This is a genomic window from Klebsiella sp. CN_Kp088, assembly GCF_040064335.1.
Classification (GTDB): Bacteria; Pseudomonadota; Gammaproteobacteria; order Enterobacterales; family Enterobacteriaceae; genus Klebsiella; species Klebsiella aerogenes.
Window position 1 is genome coordinate 64,325 of sequence record NZ_JBEAIQ010000019.1, and the last position, 20,914, is coordinate 85,238.

Here is a 20,914-nt window from a genome sequence, read left to right on the forward strand (position 1 = left end):
CAGAGAATAACCACGCATGAGCGATATTGAACTCAGCCCGGCGCAGCGCGATCTGCTGCGCGAGCGGCTAAGCAAGTACTGTGAAGAGACCTTTAACCTGGAGCTGGAACAGTTCGACGCCGAGTTTTTTGTCGACTTTATCGCCAAAGAGCTGGGGCCTTTGTTTTACAACGCCGGTATTGAAGAAGCCATCCGCACCCATCTGGCATGGAGCGAGCGCATTCAGGAAGAGATGGATTTGAAGAAGGTCTATTAACGCCGTCAGGATGGGCGGGAGATCAATAAACACCCACAAATAACATGGTTATAATGGCGACTCTTTCATCATCTCCCGTGTACGGGGAAGGAAAATCATGTCGCTTATCACTGATCTACCCACCCTCTTCGATCAATTCTCAGAAGCTCGCCAGAAAGGCTTTCTCAGCGTAATGGAACTCAAAGAGCAGAACGTACCGCTGGTCGGTACCTACTGCACTTTTATGCCCCAGGAGATAGCCATGGCGGCGGGCGCCGTGGTCGTCTCACTGTGTTCCACTTCTGATGAAACCATCGAAGAGGCGGAGAAAGACCTGCCGCGCAACCTCTGCCCGCTGATTAAAAGCAGCTACGGCTTCGGCAAAACCGATAAATGCCCCTACTTTTATTTCTCCGATCTGGTGGTCGGCGAAACCACCTGCGACGGCAAAAAGAAGATGTACGAGTACATGGCCGAATTCAAGGCGGTACACGTAATGCAACTGCCGAACAGCGCCAGCGACGCCGCCTCCCGCGCGTTGTGGAAAGCGGAAATCAAACGCCTGCAGCAGGTGATTGAAACCCGGTTCGCCACGCCCATTAGCGAAGCGGCGCTGCGTGAAGCCATCGTACTGAAAAATCGCGAACGCCGGGCGCTGGCCAACTTCTATCGCCTTGGGCAACTCAATCCGCCGGCGCTTAGCGGCGGCGATATTTTAAAGGTGGTTTATGGCGCCACCTTTCGCTTCGACAAAACCGCGTTGATTGACGAACTCAATGCCATGGCGGAAAACATCCGCCGACAATGGCAGGAGGGAAACCGGTTAGCCTCCCGCCCGCGCATTCTGATCACCGGCTGCCCGATCGGCGGCGCGGCGGAAAAAGTCGTCCGCGCTATCGAAGAAAACGGCGGCTGGGTGGTGGGCTACGAGAACTGTACCGGCGCGAAGGCCACCGAGCGCTGCGTGGCGGAAGATGGCGACGTCTACGATGCCTTAACCGATAAATATCTCGCCATCGGCTGCTCCTGTATTTCACCTAACGACCAGCGCCTGCAATTGCTAAGCCAGATGGTTGAGGAATACCAGGCCGACGGCGTGGTCGATGTCATTCTGCAGGCTTGCCATACCTACGCCGTGGAATCGCTGGCGATTAAGCGTCACGTTCGCCAACGGCACGACATTCCTTATATCGCGATCGAGACCGATTATTCGACGGCGGATCTCGGCCAGCTCAGTACCCGCGTCGCCGCGTTTATCGAAATGCTATAAGGAGCAAGCGTGATCTACTCGGTAGGTATTGATTCCGGCTCCACCGCCACCAAAGGCATCCTGCTGGCAGACGGCGCCATCGTGCGCCGTTTCCTCAGTCCGACGCCCTTTCGCCCCGCCGATGCCATTCACGAGGCCTGGGAGACGCTGCGCGCGGACCTCGCGGCAACGCCTTTTCTAACCCTCACCGGCTATGGTCGCCAGTTGGTCGATTTCGCCGATAAACAAGTCACCGAGATTTCCTGTCACGGGCTCGGCGCGCGCCTGCTGGCGCCGGAAACCCGCACGGTGATTGATATCGGCGGCCAGGACAGCAAAGTCATTCAGTTGGATGCGCAGGGCAACCTCAGTGATTTTCTGATGAATGACAAATGCGCCGCTGGTACCGGGCGCTTTCTGGAAGTGATTTCACGGACCCTCGGCGCCAGCGTCGACCAGTTGGACGCCATTACCGAAGGTGTAGAACCGCACGCCATCACCAGCATGTGTACGGTGTTCGCCGAGTCGGAAGTCATCAGCCTGCGTTCCGCCGGAGTCGCGCCGGAGTCAATTCTGGCCGGAGTTATCAATGCCATGGCGCGGCGCAGCGCGAACTTTATTGGCCGTTTATCGGCGCAGGGACCGCTGCTGTTTACCGGCGGCGTCAGCCACTGCGCCGCCTTCGCCCGCATGCTGGAGAAGCATGTTGACATGCCGGTCGCGACCCATCCCGACGCCCAGTTTGCCGGGGCGATCGGCGCGGCGCTGATCGGCCAGCGCCAGCGGAGGCGCGGATGAGCAAATATCTATTCTTATTCCATTCAACGGTGGGCGTCGTGCGGATGCGCAAAGCCCTGCAGGCGGCAGGAATGACCTTCGAGGTGAAGGATATTCCCCGCCAGCTGCGCAGCGGCTGCGGGTTGTGCGTATTGATTGAGGGGAGCGAAAAAACAGCGCGAAGTTGGATAATCGCCGGGCATACTGCGGCGCTGTATCAGCAAAACGGGGAAGCGTGGCGCTGCATCGCCCGCTTCCCGCAGGAGGATTAATCGGTAACCACAAACCGCGTCGGCGCGAAGCAGTTCAGTACCCGATGGACCAGAAACACCATGGTCAGCGTCGCCACCAGCGATACCGTGACTGAAGTGATACGGTACAGGTCGCTGAACACCAGATCCTGATTCGGATGCAGATTCTGGCCAAACATAATACCGATAGTGGTGATGCTGGCGAATCCCACGCCCGCGCCCACTTTTTCCATCACGTGCAGGCGGGCGCTAAAGGCCAGACCAAGACCAATCAACGGCATCATCAGGATCATGTGGTTGCTGAAATCATAGATAATCAGCTGCACCACCAGAATGTACAGACAAGCCAGTACCACCCCCGCCACACGCCAGATCGAGCTGATTACCGCGCCGCGATAATGCATCGGAAACAGGATCAGTACCCCGGCCATCAGCGCCGATAGCGAATCGCTCAGATCGCAGATCTGAAAGATCACAAAGATAATGGTCGCAACCGTGCCGGAAAGCAGCGATTCATGACGGATCCGCGCGGCGTCTTTCTCTATGCGCGGCGGCGGCTTACGCGGTTCAACATCCGGGATCAAATAGTGCAGCAGCGCGCTCAGCGCCACCGCCATCACGCAGGCCTCCATATTGGAGAACATCAGCGTGTGCCAGTTGCTGGTGGGATAGCTCATAAAATTGAGCATCGTGCTCTGGCACACCACGCCCATCGACCCCAGCAGGAACAGCGGCCCCTGGCTCATGAAGCGAAAGCGCATCACATACAGACCGAACACAACTAACGTCATGATCACCGGCCACTGCGACAGATAGCCAACGATGAGCACCATTTCGACGCAATTGACCGCCGCGCTGAACACAAACTGCCGGGCGACGTGGCGGTTGAATACCGGCACCAGCGACATCAGCATCAGCGGATAAACGACGAAAAACACGCCGTACTGCACGTCGTAGAAAGTCGAAATACTCAGCGCGATGGTCCCGGCAACGGCAATGCGTACCGTCTGGCGAAAATCATTGGCCGTGTAGACGATATTGCCGTGCGGGGTAAAGACGTGCGCCAGGGTGTTAATAGACATAGTGCAACCAGCTCACCAGGTGGATCTGCAGGCCGGCAAAGGTGCGGGCGAAGGGGCCGTCGCTATTGTACAACTGCACCGTAGCGCGGGCGCCGGTCGGCAGCGGCTTATCCAGCGGTTGATCCAGCGCGACATGGATCCGCATGCGCTGGGCATCGCGCACCCAGCGGGTAGACTGCTCAGGCTGCGACAGTTGGCCATTCACCGCTTCCTGACCGGCAAGAATACCGGCGTCGCTGCTGGTCACGTGCGCCGGGAACACTTTACCCGGCAGGGCATCGAAAACCACCGCCGCATCGGTATTCACCGCCGTATGGCGCAGGCTTTTTTCACGAAAGTCGGCGACGATATCGGTATTGTTGTTAACCAGCGCCAGCACGGCGGTAGCGGCGGTGGCGTAAATTCCCGGATTAAGCTGCAGGTTGCTGACCATACCGTCGGTCTCAGCGCGCACCTGGGTCCAGCCGAGGTTGAGCTGCGCCTCTTCCAGCGCGTTGCGATATTTCTGCAGCGTCACGTTGCGCTTGTCGTCGCGCTCGCCGCGCTGGATCAGCAGGTTCTGAATCTGCGCATTCAGGGCGCTGACCGATTGTTCGCTGGTCTGCCATGTCGTGCGCACCTTATCGAGATCCGATTGCGACACGTTTTGCATGGTGCTCAGGCGCTGGTAGCGGTCGAGAGTGACTTTGTCATTACGCGCGGTGTACTGCGCGGTGCGCAGGTTGGCGCGAGCGGCGGCGATTTGCGCATCCAGCTGCTGGTTACTCAGTTTGGCCTGTTCAAGGGCGATTTGCGCCGCTTCAACTTTATTAATGAATGGCGTGGGATCGAGCTCATACAGCAGGTCGCCTTTTTTCACCTGGCTATTGTTGTGCACGTAGACGTGCGAGACGTAGCCGGAGACCCGCGACGAGACCGGAGTCACCACGCGCATCACGGTGGAATCCGGGGTTAGCGGGATCCAGATATCGGCAACGATAAACCAGGCGAATATCACCAGGAAAGCGGCAATACTTACCCTTACCCAGCGGGCAAATTTTTGTTCTGGCGTCATCATAGTGTTTTAGATCTTGTTATCTTCTTCGCGGATTGTCCGCAAGTTGCAGGCGATTTGATTTAACGTGGCGCTGAAGGTGTCGAGATCCGCATCGGGGATGGTTTCCGTCACGCGCCGTTGATAAGTCTCAATGACGCGGTTCAGCTTTTCCAGGATGGTACGGCCTTCTGCCGTCAGCGTAAGCAGGCGGATGCGCTTGTCGTATGGCGATGTTGAGCGCAGTAGATACCCCTGCTTTTCCAGCTGCGTGAGGGTGCGCATTAGCGGCGGCAGTTCAATACCCTGCACTTCCGCCAGTTCGCTTACCGAGACGTTGCACCCCAACTGATGCAGCTGCATCAGCACCGTCCAGCTTGACTGGGTCAGGCCGGTATCGGTAATGGCGCTGTCGATAATCGCGCGCCACTGGCGCACCACCATCGCCATGCGCATCCCCATCGGGCGGCGGGCAAACAGTTCGTCTTCGGTCATGTTACTTTCCTCACTTAGCTGTGGGGAAAATAATACTTATCAGGGTAAGTATCAAGAAACGAAGGATGTAGAAGCATCAATTGATAAATTTTGTGAATGTAATTCCCCGGTAGCGCTGACGCTTACCGGGGCTACAAAACGCACTTTTTAATTAATCTGATCCCGGCGCAACCCGACATCTTTCAGCTGTTCGTCGCTCATTCGCTGCAATATTTTGCGCGTTTGCCCACGAAGCCACCATTTTTTAATCGCTCGCACCAGAAATACCCAGCCGATAAACGGCTGTTTTGCCCGATTCTCGTGAAATTCCATCCTCTACCTCCTCGCCTTGCCAGAGGCTTTATCTTCACGGATCCGGGCCAGAACAATACAGATTCACAAAACACTTTTCTTTAACATACAGATTGGCTAAAACGTACACCATGCCCCATTTTTGACCGCCATCTGTACTGGTTTATCTATCTGTATGGCGATAATTAAGGATACAGCATGACCCGTTATCAACATCTGGCCAGCCTGCTGGCTGAGCGTATCGAACAAGGTCTGTATCGCCACGGCGAAAAGTTGCCGTCGGTGCGCAGCCTGAGCCAGGAGCATGGCGTCAGCATTAGTACCGTTCAGCAGGCCTACCAGACGCTGGAACAGCAACAGCTGATCGTGCCGCAGCCGCGCTCCGGCTATTTCGTCGCCCCGCGCAAAGCCCAGGCGCCGGTGCCGCCGATGTCGCGCCCGGTGCAGCGCCCGGTGGAGATCACCCAGTGGGACCAGGTGTTGACCATGCTCGATGCGCGCAACGATAAATCGATCATCACCTTTGGCGGCGGTTCGCCGGACGTCACCCAACCAAGCCTTAAGCCTATCTGGCGCGAACTTAGCCGGGCAATTCAGCACAACCTCAGCGAAGTGCTTAACTACGACGAGCTGGCCGGGCGTCGCGAACTGCGCGAACAGATCGCCCGCCTGATGCTCGACGGCGGGTCAGTCGTCACCGCCGACGATCTGCTGATCACCAGCGGCTGCCACAACGCATTATCGCTGGCGCTGCTATCGGTGTGTCATCCCGGCGATATTGTCGCCGTCGAATCCCCCTGCTACTACGGCACTATGCAGATACTGCGCGGCCTGGGGCTGAAAGCCATTGAGATCCCAACCGATCCGGAATCCGGGATCAGCATCGAGGCCTTAGAGCTGGCGCTGGATCAGTGGCCAATCAAAGGGGTGATCCTGGTGCCTAACTGCAACAATCCGCTGGGATACATCATGCCTGACGCGCGCAAACGCGCGGTGCTGTCCCTTGCCCAGCGCCACGATATCGTGATTTTCGAGGATGATATTTACGGCGAGCTGGCGACCGAATACCCGCGCCCGCGCACGATTCATTCATGGGATATCGACGGTCGGGTGATACTTTGCAGCTCGTTTACCAAGACTATCGCCCCCGGCCTGCGCATCGGCTGGATCGCCCCCGGCCGCTACTACGATCGTCTGCTGCAGATGAAGTACGCCGCCAGCGGCACTAACGTCCCCTCCACCCAACTGGCGGCCTGTAACTTTATTCGCGAAGGCCATTACCACCGCCACGTGCGGCGGATGCGGCAGATCTATCAGCGTAATATGGAGATCTATACCTGCTGGCTGCGGGAGTTTTTCCCCTGCGGCATCTGCGTCACCCGGCCAAAAGGCGGCTTTATGCTGTGGGTCGAGCTGCCGGAGCAGGTAGATATGGTCTGCGTCGCCAAGCAGCTGTGTCGGCTGAAGATCCAGGTCGCGCCAGGATCGCTGTTTTCGGCATCCGGGAAATATCGTAACTGCTTAAGGATCAACTGCGCCCTGCCGCCGATCGAGAAGCATAAAGAGGTGATGGTCAAGCTGGGGGAAGCGGTTAAGGTGGCGATGGAGTGATTTTCCGCTGACGCTGTACTCACCGGAGCGATGGGTTTATCACCCTGCGCCAGTTCGTTGCCAGGCAAGAGATTGCTATCTTCTTCTCTGCTCAGTCGAAGTGCTGGCGAAAATAGTAAGAGTTATTGATAATTACTATGGGTGTATCTCGCGGATCGCCAATTTAATTATACTTGGCATAATATGCTGCAAAATAAGCAGGTGAGCAGTAAAAATCAGGAAATTAGCTATAGTGAATAAGACAATAAACAAAAAAACATTAGATACACCACTTTATTATATTTAATACAACCAAGTATAAAATTTTGATTTTAAATAATAATCACCGCAAACACTCTTAGGCCACTCATAATTGCCTTCCTGCGATATTCCCGATACATTCACCCTTTCCCCGACGGGAAATACCAAATAAAAAAACACAACAATATTACCGGGATGAATCTAATGAAAATAACCAAAGATCGGGTGGTTTACGCCATGTCGCGCGATAACGTTCCTGTCGCCACCGTCAACAGTGGAAGTGAAGTGCTATTCGAAACCTGCGACTGCTTCTCCGACCAAATTACCTCAGCCGATGCCGTCTTTAATGAACTGGACTGGCAGCGCATTAACCCGGCGACCGGCCCCGTCTTTATTGAAGGCGCAGAGCCGGGCGATTGCTTAAAAGTCAGCATCAAACGCATCACCCTGACGGCTCAACAGGCGGTGATGGTGACCGCACCGCAGCTCGGCGTCATTGGCGATGAACTGCATGAGCCCACGGTCACCATCGTCCCAATCGTCGAGGATCATGCGGTCCTCCCGGGGAACGTTCGCGTGCCATTGAAGCCGATGATCGGCGTCATTGGCGTTGCTCCAGCAGGAGAACCCATATCCTGCGGCACGCCGGATAGTCACGGCGGCAATATGGACTGCAAAATGATCGCCGCCGGCAGCACGCTGTGGTTGCCGGTCAACGTGCCCGGCGCGCTATTCGGGCTGGGTGATTTGCACGCCGCGATGGGGGATGGCGAAGTGTCTGTCTGCGGTCTGGAAGTGCCGGGCGAAGTCCTCGTCGAGTTAACCGTTGTTAAAAACCGTCAGCTCCCCTTACCGATGCTGGAAAACAACGAAACGATTTTCACCCTCGCCTCCGCCGTTACCCTCGACGATGCGGCAGCCCTTGCGGCACGTAATATGGCCCATTTCATCGCCGACAATACCGCATTAACGCTGGCTGAGGCGATCAACGTGCTGAGCATCGCCGGAGACCTACAAATTTGCCAGGTCGTTGATCCGCTGAAAACCTGCCGCTACGCGCTGCCGAAAACGGTCGCCAAACAGCTTTCTCTGTCGATTGATGGGGGCAAGCATGAGCGTTGAACAGTTCGGCTATAAACAGGAGCTCCATCGAGCGCTGACCTTCCGCGATCTGCTGGTTTACGGCATGATTTTTATGGTGCCCATCGCCCCTTTCGGCGTCTTCGGCTACGTCTGGGATGGCGCGCAGGGCATGGTGGCGCTGGCTTATCTGATCGGCATGGTGGCAATGTTTTTCACCGCCATGAGTTACTGGTCGATGTCGCGCGCATTCCCGGTTTCCGGTTCGGTATACGCTTACGCTCAGCGCGGAATACACCCTATCGTCGGCTTTTTTGCCGGCTGGCTGATATTGCTGGACTACATTCTGGTGCCATCGCTGCTATATATCGTCAGCGCGGCGGCGCTGGGGCCGATGCTGCCGGGCGTTCCGGGCTGGGTCTGGATTATCGGCTTTATCGCGATTAACAGCCTGATTAACTTACGCGGCATTACCTTTACCGCGCGAGCGAATAATACCATTTTGGTTGCTGAAATCGTGGTCCTCGCGATTTTTGTGGTGCTGGGATTGATTGCACTTTATTCCGGAGCCGGGGCAGGCCACCTGACGCTCGACCCCTTGTATAATGCCGATAAATTCAGCCTGCCGCTGGTGATGGGCGCAGTCTCGATTGCCGTACTCTCTTTCCTCGGCTTCGATGGTATATCGACGCTGTCGGAAGAAACCAAAGGCGGTGTCGATACCGTCGGCAAGGCCTCGTTAGGCGCCCTGATGCTGGTGGGTACGCTGTTCATTGCCCAGACCTGGATTGCCGCGGATCTGGCGCAGGGTATGAAATTTGGCAGCCTCGATACCGCGTTCTACGACACCGCCAATCTGGCCGGCGGCCAATGGCTGAAATACGTCACCATGTGGTCCACGGTGATTTCCTGGGGGATCGCCAACGCGCTGGTTGCTCAGGCGGCGGTTTCACGCATCCTGTTTGCGATGGCTCGCGATAAGCAGCTCCCGCAGCTGCTGGCGAAGGTGCATCCACGACTGAAAACCCCGTATGTCAGTACCTTATTTGTCGCGCTGATTTCACTGGTTTCCGGTCTCTGGTTCTACGGCGATATCGACAACCTCAGTCGGCTGGTGAACTTCGGCGCGCTGATGGGCTTCCTGGTGCTGCACGTGGCGGTGATCAACCACTATCTGATTCGCCAAAAGTCGCGCAATCTGGTGATGCACCTGCTCTTCCCGGTGATTGGGCTGTGCATTATCGGCTTTGTCATTTATGAGATGGATGTTGAAGCCAAAGTGCTCGGCCTGAGCTGGCTGGCCGTCGGCGTGGTGTATTACGCCATTATGCGTCTGGTGCTTAAGCGCAACGTGGAGCTGAATCTGGAAGGGTAAACACCACCGGGCGTCGGGCTCGCCGCTATTTGCGGGCCCGACGCCCCTGAGTATTTCCCCGCTAGCGCTGCGCTTAGCGGGGCTACTGGTTCACAGCCGTTTGCGGGCCGGTAGCCCGGACAAGGCGCGGCAAGCGCCGCCTCCGGGAGACTCTCCATCACTCTTCAAAAAACACCATCCCCTTATACGGCTGTTCGCGGCAGGCGGCCAGGCGCTGGGCGAGGTTGCCAACATGTAGTTCCAGCTTGTGGCCGTCGGGGTCGAGGAAATAGTGCGATTCGCCTTCGCTACGGTTTAGCTTCCATACCGCTACGCCAGCGACCTCAAGACGGGCGGCAAAGCTGGCGAAATCCGCCTCGCTGATGCTAAACGCATAATGGGTGTAGTCGCTCTCCTCCGGCGGAGTGACGCGCCGCTGCGGATCCAGCGACAGGCACAGCCACAGATCGCCGCAGGAAAGATACGCGCCGCTATCCCAGCGCGCGTGCAGCGTCATGCCGAGTAGCCGACGATAAAACGCCACGCTCGGCGCCAGCTGGCTGACCGCCAGGGTCAGATGATTTAATCCGCTCAACATATCTGTTCCTCCGGTGAGATGCGCTAACCATACCCAATCCCACCCTAAACCACCATTGTGGCAGCGAAAGGACATCCTGCTGGCCGCTAAGACCGGCAACTTCGCCCCCGGTCTCTTTCTGACGCCGCGTAATAGTGTATGTTCTCAACTATCGACATTGAACAACCCGGTAACGAGATGAGACGTATTGAGATAGTACTGCGGGAGCTGGAGAGGCTGAGCCAGGCCGTGACGCTGGAGGATTTAGCCAGGGGCTCGAACGCCTTCACCGCAGAGCAAATCGGCTTTAACCTCGGGCTGGCGCGCAACTCGGTGAGTAAAGATCTCAATCAGCTATGGAGCGACGGGCTGGTGATTAAAACGCGCGGCCGCCCGGTGTTCTTTTTACATCGCCGGACGACGGAAACGCTGCTCGACCGTACGCTGACGGAAAGCGAACGCGAGCCGGCAACACTCGCCGATCTCCTGCCGCAGCCACAAGATAACAATGAGGCTGTCGACCCGTTCGCCATGCTGATCGGCCACGATCGCAGCCTGCACGATGCCGTGGAAAAGGGTAAAGCCGCGGTGCTGTATCCCCACGGCCTGCACGTCCTGCTGACCGGCCCTTCCGGCGTGGGTAAAACCTTTTTTGCCGAACTGATGCACCGATACGCCTGCGAGCATGCCGGTGAAAAACGGCCGCCGCTGGTCTACTTCAACTGCGCGGAATACGCCAACAACCCGGAACTGCTGTCATCGCATCTCTTTGGCCACCGCCAGGGCGCCTTTACCGGGGCGACGGAAAACAAAAGCGGGCTGATCGAACAGGCCGACGGCGGCTATCTGCTGCTGGATGAAGTGCATCGCCTGCCCTATGAAGGGCAGGAAAAGCTCTTCTCGCTACTGGATAAAGGCGAATATCGCCCGCTCGGCGCCAGCGGCCCGGCGCGCAATATCGCCGTACGTCTGATTTGCGCCACCACCGAGCCCGTCAGTTCATCGCTATTACGCACCTTCCAGCGGCGTATTCAGGTCACCATCGATCTACCCGGTATCCGCCAGCGTTCGGTTGAGGAGCAGATTGAACTGATCATCGGCTTTTTACAACGTGAAAGCCGCAAGATCGAACGCACGGTAAGCGTAGATAAACCCTTGCTGCTGTGGCTGCTGAACAAGCCGCTGGAGGGCAATATCGGCCAGCTCAAAAGCGATATCCAGTTTTTGTGCGCCCAGGCATGGGCCTCGGGGATGGCGGCCCATAACGAAGTATTGCTACTGGATAGCAAACTGGCGGACGGCCCGATCAATGCCACGCCGGAGCAGCGACAGCTGGTCGATGCGCTGTTTGACGGCCGTCCCCTGCTAAACATCGATGCCCGTACTCTTCCGCAGTTGAAAAGTTCAGCGGCCGATGACAGCGTCGAGGAGAGCGACCTGTTCTACAGCTTCCTGACTCGCGAGTACGTTAACCTGCGCAACAGCAACGTGCCGCCCGCCGAGACGCTGGCGATCCTTAAAAATAAGCTCAGCTCGATTTTTGAATATGGCCTCTATAGCCGCGATAACGCCAGCCATGCCCCGCGCTATGGCGATCGGATTGAAGAGCGGGTGGCTCTGCTGATCGGTTACGTTGAGCAGGTACTCGGCTTCGCCCTGCCGGAAAACCTGGTCAACCCGCTGCGTAAACACTTTCTCGCTCTCATCAGCTACGTACAACGCGGCCTGATCCCGCAGTTATACTCTTCGAGCCTGATCCTCGATCGCTGCAAGGATGAGTACGATAACGCCACTCTGTTGTGTAAGAAGATCAACGATCTGCTGCATATCCAGTGTCCGGCCACCGAGGTAGTCTGGCTGTGCCTGTTCCTCAAAGAGTGCCGCCATTACCGCCAGCGCATCAGCGCCAGCCCGGACTGCGGGGCGATCCTCATTGCCCATGGCGCCACTACGGCCACCAGCATGGCGCAGTACGTCAATCGGGTGCTGGAGCGCGAATTGTTCAACGCTATCGACATGCCGTTCGAACAATCGGTGCACGATACGCTGGAAAAGTTGATCCAGTTGATCCACAGCAAAGGCTGGCAGCGGTTAATCCTGATGGTCGACATCGGATCGCTGGTCCATTTCGGTAGCACCATCAGCAAACTGTTCCAGATTGATGTCCTGCTGATGCCGAATATCACCCTGACCAGCCTGCTGGAGATCGGTCTCGATCTCAGCTACGAAACCGGCGATCTGCCGCGGTTGGTCAATCTGATGCAGGAAAAAGGTATCGCCAGCCAGCTATGCACGCCGCAGCAGGAGAACGCCGGCAAGGTGCTGGTTATCTCCTGCATTACCGGCATGGGCACGGCGGAAAAAATCAAAAAGGTGCTGGAGGAGAGCTTTGGCGAGCTGATGTCGCAGGATACCCGGATGGTTATCCTCGATTACAACGAAGTTCGCAGCCCGGAGCGCCTGCAGCAGGCGATCAGGGCGCATGAACGGCTGGCGGGTATTGTCGGGACATTCCAGCCGGGGCTGCCCGATATCCCGTTTATCTCGCTGGAGGAGCTGTTTTCCGAGCAGGGGCCGGAGCTGGTGCTCAGCCTGCTGACCCCCGATTTGTCCAGCAATGAACGTCGTCTGGAGATGGAGCGCAGCGCTTCACGGTTTATCAGCGCCCTGACCATGGAAAGCATTATCAACCATATTTCGGTGCTCAATCCGCAGCGCATATTAAAAGAAATGGAAGGGATCCTGAACCATCTCAGGAACGCGTTGGCCATCGCGCCTAACCGCCAGGTGACACTACGCTTTCTGATCCACTGCTGCTGTATGGTCGAGCGTATCGTGATTAACCGTAAACCGTTACAGATGGCGCTGGAAACGCGGCCGGATATGGACGCTCAGGCATTTAGTGTCATCAAATCGGCTTTCCATCCGGTTGAAGAGGCCTATGCCATCCGTTTATCCGATGCCGAGTACATTTATATCTACGAATTATTATTTAGTTAACGCCTGTTCTGGCGCGGCTTTGCGGCCCGCCAGCCTTTTCCTCTTTGGTGGATGACACAAATTGTGGCACGCGCTTTGCTCTTATTAGTGCGTCAACGATTCGGCGCCAGGAGGCCACTTTGTCATCCACTGAACCTACCACCCAGTTACCCCAGATTCTGCTGCTGACGCACGGCGGCTGGGGCACGCAACTTTGCGACAGTCTGCGCATGGTGACCGGCGAAATCGCCGGCGTCAGCGAAATCGCGCTTATGCCGGTCGATACCCTCGGCGAGTTTTATCAGCGCGTCGAAGCGGCCGTGCAGGCGATGCCAGCAGGATCGCTGATTTTGACCGATTTTCTCGGCGGCACCACCTCCAACGTCGCCGCGCGCCTGAGCGCGGATTACCCCATCGCCGTCGTCTGCGGGCTCAACGCCTCGCTGCTGCTAGAGGCGTTGGATCTGCGCGAACAGGGTCCGCTCACAGGCTGCGTTGATGCGCTGGTCGAAGCCGGACGCAGCAGCTGCCGCGACGTTGTCGCCCACGTGAACCAGTTAACCTCTTAAGGAACCCATCATGGCAAAAATCGTTTTATGTCGTATCGATAGCCGTCTGATCCACGGTCAGGTCGTCACCAAATGGGTCGGCCAGTCGCAGGCCAATCGTATCGCCGTGGTCAGCGACGAGCTGGATGCCGATCCGTTTATGAAAAATATCTATTTAATGGCCGCGCCGCCGAACATCAAAGTCGACTGTTACGGCAACGCCAGCTTCGCCGCCGCCTGGAAAGAGAATCAGCTCGGCGATGGCAATGTGCTGGTGCTGTTCCCGTCGCTGTCGGCCGTTCAGGAAGCCGTCCAGTTGGGCTTTGACGTGCAGACGATTCAGGTTGGCGGGCTGGGCGGCGGGCCGAACCGCAAGGCCGTGTTCCAGAACATCACCCTTGATGAAAAAGACGTCGGCATCCTCGGCGCTCTGAAAGATAGCGGCATTCAGGTGTTCTTTCAGACCATCCCGGAAGATAAACCACAGTCACTGGACGACATCCTGAAAAAATTCTAACCAGTTGATAAAAAGGTAAAAACTATGGATACCTTACTCTTTGCGAGCCTGATGGGGTTGTATTACTGGTTCGCCCGATTACGTTTAGGCTATACCTTCTCCGCCATGTTGCTGCAGCCCGTGGTGATCGCCGTATTCGTCGGCCTGCTGCTGGGCGATATGAAAACCGCGATGATCATCGGCGCGGGTATGCAGCTGGTCTATCTTGGAGTGACCTCCACGCCGGGCGGCAACGTGCCGTCGGACCCGGCGCTGGCCGCCTGTATCGCCATTCCGATCGCCGTGAAGGCCGGGATGGAGCCCAACCTGGCGATCGCGCTGGCAATCCCGTTTGGCGTCATCGGGGTATTCCTCGATCAGCTGCGCCGCACGCTCAACGCCGCGTGGGTGCATATGGCCGACAAACACGCCGAAAGCGCCAACATGGCGGGCATCATGCGCTGCGCCTTTATCTATCCGGCGCTGCTGGGGCTGGTGCTGCGCTTCCCGGTGGTCTTCGCCGCCAACTACTTTGGCCAAAGCGTAGTGGAAAAATTCCTCAAACTGATGCCGCACTGGCTGACCCACTCCTTTGAAATTATGGGCGGAATCCTGCCGGCGCTGGGCTTTGCCATCACCATCATGGTGATCGGCAAAAAGAGCCTGCTGCCGTGGTTTATCGGCGGATTTTTCGCGGTGCTCTACCTGAAGGTGGACATCATGGCGATGGCGATTTTCGGCACCTGCGTCGCCTTCCTGATTAAAGGCCTGGCCAAAAATGAAGGAGCTGCATGATGAGTAGCGATGTAATGGAACATGAACTGGTTGAACGCGCCCGCGAAACCCAGGCGCTGAGCAAAGCCGATATCACCAAGGCCTGGCTGATTTACTGGCTGGGGGCGGAGGTATCCAGCTCCTACGAACGTCTGCAGAGCCTGATTTTCTGCGCCTCAATGACGCCCATCATCAAAAAGCTGTACCCGGGAAAAGAGGAGCAGGCCGAGGCGCTCAAACGCCACCTGAACTTCTTTAACTCGGAACAGACTTTCGGCTCGGTTATCCAGGGTATCTCCATCGCCATGGAAGAGCAGAAAACCCGCGGCGAGCCGATCAGCGATGCTTCAATCACCGGGATCAAAACCGGCCTGATGGGCCCGCTGGCCGGGATGGGCGACTCGATTATCTGGGCCGCGGTGATGCCGTTGCTGATTGCGATTTTCATCCCCTTCGCCGCCAGCGGCAGCGCGTTCGGCGGGATCGCCCCGCTGATCCTCTACCCGGCGATCACCATGGCGATAAGCTACGGACTGGTGCATAAAGGCTACACCCTCGGCCGTGACTCCATTATTGGCCTGCTGCAAGGGGGGCGAATTAAAGAATTGATTTACGGCGCCAACGTACTGGGTCTCATCATGATGGGCGCGCTATCGGCAAGCTACGTCAAAATCACCACCCCGCTGAAAATCAGCGCGCTTAAAGGCTCGGAAGTGGTGGTCCAGCAGATCCTCGACTCAATTGCCCCCGGCCTGCTGCCGCTGGCGGCGGTGTTCACTATCTATTTCTACTTACTGAAAAAAGGGCCGCGCTACACCACCATTTTACTGTCAATCGTTGCTATCAGCATCGTCTGCTCGCTGTTGGGAGTGCTGTAAATCATGAACGGCAATATCTACCAGCAACTGGGCTTAAAACGGGTGATTAACGCCTGCGGTAAAATGACCATCCTCGGCGTGTCCGCCGTCGACCCGCAAGTGATGCAGGCCACCGCGCAGGCGGCGGGGGCCTTCGTCGAAATCGATAAATTAACCGACCGTGCGGGCGAGCTGGTTTCCGCCCACACCGGCGCGGAAGACAGCTATATCACCTCCTGCGCCTCCGCCGGTATCGCTATCGCCGTCGCGGCGGCGATCACTCGCGGTGAGCCGGAAAAGGTGGCGCAGATGCCGGACAGCAGCCAGTGGCCGAACGAGATAGTGATACTGCGCGGGCATAATGTCGATTACGGCGCGCCAATCACCAGCGCCATCCGCCTCGGCGGCGGGCGCATTGTCGAAGTCGGCTCCAGCAATCTGGCGGCACGCTGGCAGCTGGAGAGCGCGGTGAACGCACGCACGGCGGCGCTTCTGTATGTGAAATCGCACCACTGCGTGCAGAAAGGCATGCTCGGTATTGACGATTTCGTGCAGGTTGCCCGCCAGCATAATCTGCCGCTGATCGTCGACGCCGCCGCCGAAGAAGACTTGCGCCAGTGGGTTGCCAGCGGCGCGGACATGGTTATCTACAGCGGGGCGAAAGCCTTTAACGCCCCAACCTCAGGCTTTATTAGCGGCAAGCGCACCTGGATCGCCGCCTGTAAAGCCCAGCACCACGGTATCGCGCGGGCGATGAAAATCGGCAAAGAGAATATGGTCGGTCTCGTCTACGCGCTGGACCGTTACCGGACGGCGGCGCCGGCGCCTGACGCCGCCGCGCTGCGTCCATTCGCCGAGGCGATTTCCGCGCTACCCGGCCTGTGCGCCGATATCGAGCAGGATGAAGCCGGTCGCGCCATCTGGCGCATTCGGGTCAGCGTCGACGCCAATGAACTGGGACTCAGCGCCCGTGAGGTTGAAGCTCAGCTACGCGGCGGCGATATCGCTATTTTCGCCCGCCGCTACTATCTGCATGAGGGCCATTTTAGCCTTGACCCCCGCACCGTCGGCGAAGGCGAAATGTCGCTCATCGTCGCGCGCTTACAGGAGATTACGCAGCATGCAGCGGATTAACTTTTATCGCCAGCGAGTGGCGATTAATGTGCTGGCCAAGGACATCGCCAACGCCCGGGAAATCCATGAAGCCGCCGAAGGACACGCGGTGATTGGCGTACTCTCGGCGCAATTTACCAGCGTCGAACAAGGCGTTGCAGAAGTGCGCCGCTGGATGGCGGAAGTGCCTTCTATTTCCGTCGGTCTCGGCGCCGGCGATCCGGCGCAGTTTTACAAAGCAGCAATGATCGCCGCGCAGGTCCACCCCGCTCACGTCAACCAGACCTTCACCGGCAGCGGCTTTGCCGCCGGGGCGCTGGCGGCGACCGGCGGCCAGCAAACCTTTATTAATGCGCTGGTCAGCCCCAGCGGCACGCCCGGTGAAGTACGTATCTCCACCGGCGTGCGCAGCGCCAAGGGCATCCCGGCCCAGGTTTCCTGCGATGCGGCGGTCAGAATGATGCAGGATATGGGCGCGCACGCGGCTAAATTTTTCCCGATGGGCGGCGAAAAGTCGCTGGCGGAGCTGAAAGCGCTCGCCCAAAGCGCGGCAGAAAACGGTATGACGCTGATTGAGCCCACCGGGGGCATCGATCTCGATAACTTTGCGCTGATTCTACAAACCTGCCTGCAGGCCGGCGTCGCGCAGGTCATGCCGCATATTTATAGTTCCATTATCGATCCGCAAAGCGGCAATACCCGCCCGCAAGATGTCCATGCTCTGATGAACATCGTCAAGGAACTGGTCGATTAACCCCCCCGCGCGTGCGGTGTAGGCCACTATTACCGCACGCGCTAACTTCCTGATCTGCTGAAGGTCACTGTCAATCTGTGAGCCTCCACGCAATAACCGCATCCCGCCGTGCAAAGCGCCCTCTCATATTGATAGCGATCAAGAATAATCATACCGTCTGGTCGGTATGATCCGGGCCATGAACATGGAAGCCCAGCATCGTAAAAAAGACCCCGTCCGTTTGCATCGTCAACTGCTTGAATCGGCGGCGATGATTGCCGGCCGGGACGGTATCGCCGCCCTGTCGCTGAACGCCGTCGCCCGCGAAGCTGGCGTCAGCAAAGGCGGGCTCATGCACCATTTTCCCAATAAACAGGCGCTAATTTTCGCCCTGTTCGCCCGGCTGTTGGCGATTATGGAAAAGGCGATTAGCGAGCTGATGGCCGCCGATAACATCGCTTACGGGCGCTTTACCCGCGCCTATTTGCGCTATCTGTCCAACCCGGAGCTGACGGATACCCACGAAAGCCGGCAACTGATGGTGCTGTCGCTGGCGATGCCCGACGAACCGGTGCTGCGAAAATGCTGGCGCGACTGGATGCTGGATCATCTGGCGCAGGGCGATGCGCTCGATAACGGCCCGACCGGCACGCTGGTGCGCTATGCCGCCGACGGCATCTGGTTATCGGAACTGACCGAAGGGCGCACCATGAGCAGCGAACACCGCCAGGCGCTGGTAAACGATCTGACAAAAATGACGCTTCCCGCGTGAAGCGAGTAGAGTGAGGCCGCGATGCGCTACAACATCAATGCCCGTCTCATTTATGACGCAACGGACGGCACCCTAACATTACCGGGCGGCAATGAGCCGGATAGTCAGCTATCCATTACCGCCAACGCGCTGCTCTATTTCTTTCTTCGCCATACCGGCGTTGTCAGTCGCGATGAAGTGTTGAAAAAGGTCTGGGACGATAACGGCTTAACCTCATCCAACAGCAATCTCAATCAATACCTGAGCATGCTGCGCAAAACCTTCCGCCACTACGATATCGATAACATTATTGTCACCGTGTCGCGCGGCATGCTGCAGCTGAATCAGGATCTCAGCATCGAACTGCTCGACGCCGAGCCGACGCCCGCCGATGCCGTTCTCACATGCGCTACGCCTGATGAAGCCGCCCCCGCTGCGGCGCCGACGCCGCCCGCCGCTTCTCTACATGCGCGCGGTATGTGCTGGTATCTGGCCGGCGGCTGTCTGCTGCTCATCGCCCTGCTGCTGGTGGCATTTAGTCTCGCCGGCACCCACGTCGCCCGGCCAATCAATCTGACGCTGATGAGCCACAGCCAGTGCGAACTGCTGGCCAGCGATGAAATGCTGCGTTCGGTTTCCGCCACGGCCTACGGTAAGAATTTTGATGAGGTGCGTCAGCGGCTGAAGCTCAGCTGCAAGCCGGGGGAGCGTTTCGTTTTCTTCTACGGCGACCGGCTGGAGACTAACGGCCTGGGCCGGGTATTTCTCGCCCACTGCGCGATGCACGAAGACAACCCATTTAGCTATTGCGATAACTACTTTTACTACTCCTGGAAGCCGCAATGAGACTCGCGCCCCGCCCCTTTTTCGCCCTTTCCGCCCTCGCGTTTATCGCCGCCGCCGGGTTTAGCGCCTGGCGCCTGCTGCCGGATGCCAACGACGGCGTGATGAGCTGTTCCACCAAAGCAATCATGCGTTTTGAGAACATGGAAAAAGAGAATGTGAACGGCAATATTCATTTTAATTTTGCCGCCAACGGCAACGGTTCGATGGTGGTGGAAGGCTATACCGATTCCGCCGCCGGCTGGCTCTACCTGCAGCGCTACGTCAAATTCAGCTACACCAGCCAACGCATCTCGGCAACCGAACGCCACTACCGAATTAAAAAATGGGAATCCAGCGCCTCATCCATCGACGAATCGCCCAATGTCATCTTCGACTACTTCATGCGCGAGATGTCCGACAGCCACGATGGCCTGTTCCTCAACGCGCAGAAGCTTAACGACAAAGCTATCCTGCTGAGTTCTATCAACTCGCCGCTCTACATCTGCACGCTGAAGTCCGGCAGCACGCTTAACTAACCCGTCCCCCCTGAACCGCCGCGAGGAAAATGCGCCCTCGCTCACGCGCCATTATTGCCCCCTCTTTCCACGATGCTAAAAGCGCACGTTTTGCATTTAGCTTCGACGCCAAAACTTGCGCATACCCACAATTATCACGTGGCTATATTACTAACCGCTGGCAAGTAATTAGCATCTTATTAACATTCATCTCCCGCCGATAAATAGCCTAAAAAAGCGCCATATCATCATAAAAATCAACACGCATAAAACAGAACGAACAGATAAATGTAAGGCTAAATAAGGCTAAATCACAGAGTAAAAACCTAAAATATTCATCCTCATGGATTTAAATTTCACTTCTTTCCCCATTCCCTATAGTGAACCCCGAACGCCGCTTCCGCGTGTTGATGCCGTTACGCGGACGGTTTTCCCGAATAACAAAACCTGTTCTGGAGGAAATCACGATGGGTGATGCATTGGGGCTTATCGAAACCAAAGGTCTGGTGGCCTGTATTGAAGCAGCGGACGCGATGTGTAAAGCCGCCAACGTCGAACTGATCGGCTATGAAAACGTCGGCTCCGGCCTTGTCACCGTGATGGTGAAAGGCGACGTCGGCGCGGTAAAAGCGGCGGTGGATTCCGGTGTGGAATCCGCGCAGCGCATCGGCGAAGTGGTGACCTCGCTGGTCATCGCGCGTCCACATAACGACATCAACAAAATCGTCATTAAACACAAGGCCTGAAGGCCAGGAGAACGCAAATGGGTGATGCATTAGGTCTGATTGAAACCAAAGGTCTGGTGGCCTGCATTGAAGCGGCGGATGCGATGTGTAAAGCCGCCAACGTCGAGCTTATCGGCTATGAAAACGTCGGCTCCGGCCTGGTCACCGCGATGGTGAAAGGCGACGTCGGCGCGGTGAAAGCAGCGGTGGATTCCGGTGTGGAATCGGCGCAGCGCATCGGCGAAGTGGTGACCTCGCTGGTTATCGCCCGTCCGCATAACGACATCAACAAAATCGTCTCGCATTACAAAATTGCGGACTAA

The 20,914-nt window shown here is 57.2% G+C and carries 24 protein-coding genes; 19 read left to right on the forward strand and 5 right to left on the reverse strand.

Translation table 11 applies throughout. The annotated features are described in order from the left end of the window. Positions 1 to 16 precede the first annotated feature (16 nt). The 4 genes from ABLV08_RS09950 to ABLV08_RS09965 all read left to right on the forward strand — a co-directional run bounded on the left by ABLV08_RS09950 (position 17) and on the right by ABLV08_RS09965 (position 2,533). Positions 17 to 256, forward strand: coding sequence for a DUF2164 domain-containing protein (locus ABLV08_RS09950; protein WP_015704280.1), 240 nt, complete (start codon positions 17 to 19; stop codon positions 254 to 256). 97 nt (positions 257 to 353) lie between these two features. Continuing rightward, positions 354 to 1,505 carry a double-cubane-cluster-containing anaerobic reductase gene (locus tag ABLV08_RS09955; protein WP_348855800.1) on the forward strand — a complete coding sequence of 384 codons (1,152 nt, stop codon included), beginning with the start codon at positions 354 to 356 and terminating at the stop codon, positions 1,503 to 1,505. A 9-nt stretch (positions 1,506 to 1,514) separates the two neighbouring features. Beyond that, entirely contained in the window at positions 1,515 to 2,282 is a 768-nt protein-coding gene (gene yjiL / locus ABLV08_RS09960; protein WP_348855801.1) for a putative 2-hydroxyacyl-CoA dehydratase activator YjiL, read from the forward strand. Further along, a complete protein-coding gene (locus ABLV08_RS09965) occupies positions 2,279 to 2,533 on the forward strand; it encodes a DUF3343 domain-containing protein (RefSeq protein WP_049053086.1) in 255 nt (84 codons plus the stop codon). The genes yjiL and ABLV08_RS09965 overlap by 4 nt, the downstream gene beginning before the upstream one ends. Here ABLV08_RS09965 and ABLV08_RS09970 read toward each other — a convergent pair. From ABLV08_RS09970 to ABLV08_RS09985, 4 genes are all read right to left on the reverse strand, one after another. After that, complete coding sequence (locus tag ABLV08_RS09970) at positions 2,530 to 3,594, reverse strand: DUF2955 domain-containing protein (RefSeq protein WP_045365322.1); 1,065 nt, start codon at positions 3,592 to 3,594, stop codon at positions 2,530 to 2,532. The two genes, ABLV08_RS09965 and ABLV08_RS09970, sit on opposite strands and share 4 nt — an antisense overlap. Continuing rightward, positions 3,584 to 4,651: an HlyD family secretion protein gene (locus ABLV08_RS09975; RefSeq protein WP_015368453.1), complete on the reverse strand. Its 1,068-nt coding sequence runs from the start codon at positions 4,649 to 4,651 to the stop codon at positions 3,584 to 3,586. The genes ABLV08_RS09970 and ABLV08_RS09975 overlap by 11 nt, the downstream gene beginning before the upstream one ends. 6 nt (positions 4,652 to 4,657) lie before the next feature. Then, the gene (locus tag ABLV08_RS09980; protein ID WP_015368454.1) at positions 4,658 to 5,122 is read right to left on the reverse strand and encodes a MarR family transcriptional regulator; all 465 of its coding nucleotides are present in this window, start codon (positions 5,120 to 5,122) and stop codon (positions 4,658 to 4,660) included. A gap of 147 nt (positions 5,123 to 5,269) precedes the next feature. Next, positions 5,270 to 5,434 carry a DUF1127 domain-containing protein gene (locus ABLV08_RS09985; RefSeq protein ID WP_015368455.1) on the reverse strand — a complete coding sequence of 55 codons (165 nt, stop codon included), beginning with the start codon at positions 5,432 to 5,434 and terminating at the stop codon, positions 5,270 to 5,272. Positions 5,435 to 5,611: 177 nt separating this feature from the next. On the opposite strand from ABLV08_RS09985, the gene ABLV08_RS09990 reads away from it, so the two are divergent. From ABLV08_RS09990 to ABLV08_RS10000, 3 genes are all read left to right on the forward strand, one after another. Next, positions 5,612 to 7,024 (forward strand): PLP-dependent aminotransferase family protein, encoded by a 1,413-nt coding sequence (locus ABLV08_RS09990; protein ID WP_020079716.1) that lies wholly within the window; start codon positions 5,612 to 5,614, stop codon positions 7,022 to 7,024. Positions 7,025 to 7,468: 444 nt separating this feature from the next. Further along, positions 7,469 to 8,386, forward strand: coding sequence for an acetamidase/formamidase family protein (locus ABLV08_RS09995; protein WP_015368457.1), 918 nt, complete (start codon positions 7,469 to 7,471; stop codon positions 8,384 to 8,386). Next, the gene (locus tag ABLV08_RS10000; protein ID WP_045358948.1) at positions 8,376 to 9,719 is read left to right on the forward strand and encodes an APC family permease; all 1,344 of its coding nucleotides are present in this window, start codon (positions 8,376 to 8,378) and stop codon (positions 9,717 to 9,719) included. The genes ABLV08_RS09995 and ABLV08_RS10000 overlap by 11 nt, the downstream gene beginning before the upstream one ends. Before the next feature lie 157 nt (positions 9,720 to 9,876). Here the strand turns inward: ABLV08_RS10000 and fosA are convergent, their stop codons facing one another. Further along, positions 9,877 to 10,296, reverse strand: coding sequence for a FosA5 family fosfomycin resistance glutathione transferase (fosA, locus tag ABLV08_RS10005; protein ID WP_045365318.1), 420 nt, complete (start codon positions 10,294 to 10,296; stop codon positions 9,877 to 9,879). Between the two features lie 177 nt (positions 10,297 to 10,473). Here fosA and dagR point away from each other — a divergent pair, with 177 nt between their 5' ends. From dagR to ABLV08_RS10065, 12 genes are all read left to right on the forward strand, one after another. Next, positions 10,474 to 13,275, forward strand: coding sequence for a transcriptional regulator DagR (dagR, locus tag ABLV08_RS10010; RefSeq protein ID WP_348855802.1), 2,802 nt, complete (start codon positions 10,474 to 10,476; stop codon positions 13,273 to 13,275). 119 nt (positions 13,276 to 13,394) lie between these two features. After that, on the forward strand, positions 13,395 to 13,823 hold the full coding sequence (locus ABLV08_RS10015; RefSeq protein WP_020079721.1) for a PTS fructose transporter subunit IIA: 429 nt from the start codon (positions 13,395 to 13,397) through the stop codon (positions 13,821 to 13,823). Positions 13,824 to 13,833: 10 nt separating this feature from the next. Next, positions 13,834 to 14,319, forward strand: a complete 486-nt coding sequence (locus ABLV08_RS10020; RefSeq protein WP_015368462.1) for a PTS system mannose/fructose/N-acetylgalactosamine-transporter subunit IIB — start codon at positions 13,834 to 13,836, stop codon at positions 14,317 to 14,319. Between the two features lie 24 nt (positions 14,320 to 14,343). Continuing rightward, a complete protein-coding gene (locus ABLV08_RS10025; protein ID WP_015368463.1) occupies positions 14,344 to 15,093 on the forward strand; it encodes a PTS sugar transporter subunit IIC in 750 nt (249 codons plus the stop codon). After that, positions 15,090 to 15,950: a PTS system mannose/fructose/sorbose family transporter subunit IID gene (locus tag ABLV08_RS10030; RefSeq protein WP_348855803.1), complete on the forward strand. Its 861-nt coding sequence runs from the start codon at positions 15,090 to 15,092 to the stop codon at positions 15,948 to 15,950. The genes ABLV08_RS10025 and ABLV08_RS10030 overlap by 4 nt, the downstream gene beginning before the upstream one ends. Before the next feature lie 3 nt (positions 15,951 to 15,953). Further along, positions 15,954 to 17,063, forward strand: coding sequence for a DgaE family pyridoxal phosphate-dependent ammonia lyase (locus ABLV08_RS10035; RefSeq protein ID WP_348855804.1), 1,110 nt, complete (start codon positions 15,954 to 15,956; stop codon positions 17,061 to 17,063). Further along, the gene (locus tag ABLV08_RS10040) at positions 17,050 to 17,796 is read left to right on the forward strand and encodes a 2-dehydro-3-deoxy-phosphogluconate aldolase (protein ID WP_348855805.1); all 747 of its coding nucleotides are present in this window, start codon (positions 17,050 to 17,052) and stop codon (positions 17,794 to 17,796) included. Before ABLV08_RS10035 ends, ABLV08_RS10040 begins: the two co-directional genes overlap by 14 nt. 166 nt (positions 17,797 to 17,962) lie before the next feature. Further along, the gene (locus ABLV08_RS10045) at positions 17,963 to 18,547 is read left to right on the forward strand and encodes a TetR/AcrR family transcriptional regulator (protein ID WP_015704263.1); all 585 of its coding nucleotides are present in this window, start codon (positions 17,963 to 17,965) and stop codon (positions 18,545 to 18,547) included. A gap of 21 nt (positions 18,548 to 18,568) precedes the next feature. After that, complete coding sequence (locus ABLV08_RS10050) at positions 18,569 to 19,372, forward strand: winged helix-turn-helix domain-containing protein (protein WP_015704262.1); 804 nt, start codon at positions 18,569 to 18,571, stop codon at positions 19,370 to 19,372. After that, positions 19,369 to 19,887, forward strand: coding sequence for a FidL-like protein (locus ABLV08_RS10055; RefSeq protein ID WP_015368469.1), 519 nt, complete (start codon positions 19,369 to 19,371; stop codon positions 19,885 to 19,887). The genes ABLV08_RS10050 and ABLV08_RS10055 overlap by 4 nt, the downstream gene beginning before the upstream one ends. A 446-nt stretch (positions 19,888 to 20,333) precedes the next feature. Continuing rightward, the gene (locus ABLV08_RS10060) at positions 20,334 to 20,612 is read left to right on the forward strand and encodes a BMC domain-containing protein (protein WP_012542984.1); all 279 of its coding nucleotides are present in this window, start codon (positions 20,334 to 20,336) and stop codon (positions 20,610 to 20,612) included. 17 nt (positions 20,613 to 20,629) lie between these two features. After that, on the forward strand, positions 20,630 to 20,914 hold the full coding sequence (locus tag ABLV08_RS10065; protein ID WP_002442227.1) for a BMC domain-containing protein: 285 nt from the start codon (positions 20,630 to 20,632) through the stop codon (positions 20,912 to 20,914).